At 68.8% G+C, this 1,651-nt stretch carries 1 protein-coding gene; it reads left to right on the forward strand.

Features of this window, described 5'->3' with window-relative positions; all coding sequences use genetic code 11:
- Window positions 1–1,651, forward strand: a 1,651-nt coding sequence (locus ACOJSN_RS02615; RefSeq protein ID WP_420110954.1) for a hypothetical protein, incomplete at both ends; no start/stop codon positions are given.

The raw sequence follows: 1,651 nt of genomic DNA on the forward strand, positions 1-1,651 counted from the left end.
GCCGAGGGCACCACGTTCTCGATCTCGATCACGTCGCAGGTGCCGGCCAACTTCCCGCCCGGGGTCGTCGAGTTCACCAACGTCGCGAGCACGACGGCGGACAACGCTCAGCCGGTCAGCGACGACGTGACCGCCACGATCACGACCCCACGTGAGCTCGCCGTCGAGGTCAGCAAGGAGTGGTCGCCGGAGACGGCCACGTGGGGGCCGGGAACGCCGTCGACCATCAGTCTCGGCGTCACGAACGCCTCGAACGGCGCCGTGTCGGCCCTCGTGCTGCAGGAGCCGCAGACCGCGGTCGACGGCGCTGCCGCCTTGGACGCGAGCAATCCGTTCGTGCTCCACGACTTCGCCGGCTTCGGTGACACCTCGCTGCCCTCGGGGTGCGATGCCGTGCAGGTCGATGTGTACGTGTTCGACGGCGTGGCGTGGAGTTGGGTGGAGGGCTCGCCTGCCGCGGCTCCCGCGCTCCCCGCCGGGGTCGCCGAAGGCGATGTCGGTGGCCTTCGGTTCACCTGCACCGGTGAGCTGATCCTGCCGGACGAATCGGTCACGATCGATCTCGAGCTGACCCAGCGCGTGACCGACCGCAACACGGACGAGTCCTTCGAGGACGAGCCCCGCACGACCGACAACACGGCATCCGGCCAGGCGCTTGTCGAGGGCATGGACCCGGCCACGGACGAGGCGAGCGCCTCGCACACGATCCAACCCGTGGTGCTTGCCGCCACCGCGTCCAAGGACATCGTGCCCAGCCGCATCCCGGCCGGCGACACCGCGGAAGCCAGTATCAGCGGCAGCAATGCCTCCTCCGATCCCGTGCATGAGCTTCGCATCTCCGACCTCGACTACTTCACGGCGGAGGTGACGTTCGGCGGCTTCACAAGCGCTCCGACCTGGCCGGCGAACGCCACCTCGGCCACGTTCGTGTACTACCCGCTCGAGGGCGGTGACCCGGTATCGGTGCCCTTCGAGGAGGGCGAGATCCCCACGGTCCCCGCCGGGGTCGACATCGCCGGCTTCGAGCTTGTGTACACCGCTGACGGTGACGACATCGTCGCGGGCGCCGACGTCGCGGCCTTCTTCACGATCGCGACCGATCCGAACATGACCGCTGACCCCGAGGTCAGCACCCTCAATGAGGTCACCGCGACCGTCACGACCGAGAGCGGGCGCTCGGAGTCCGCGAGTGATGAGGACGATCTGACGATCGTCGAGCCGGCGATCAACGTGACGCTGGAGAAGTCCGTGCTGCCATCGTCGCCGGTTGAGCCCGGCGAGCGCGTGGTCACCTCGCTCACGTCGACGACGTCGGCTGAGTCCGAGTATGTGGACCCGAGCGAGATCGTCGTCACCGACGTGTGGGACGGCGCCGCCGACGGGTTCTGGAACGCCTTCGACCTCACCGGAGTGGCCCCGACGCAGGTGCCGCCGAACACCACCCTCGTGGTGGAGGTCTACGTCGATGGCGCTTGGGTGAGGGTCGAGACCTTCGCCTCGCAGCCCGACCCCCGCACGGTGCAGCTCTCGGCGGCGCAGATCGAGGCTGCCATCGCACCCGCCGCCATCGAGGACGTCACCGGCATCCAGTTCACGTTCACGGCCGACGACGCCTTCCCCGCCGGCACCACCGTGCAGCCGAACCTCACGT

This window comes from Pseudactinotalea sp. (genome assembly GCF_048594945.1).
Lineage (GTDB): Bacteria > Actinomycetota > Actinomycetes > Actinomycetales > Beutenbergiaceae > Pseudactinotalea.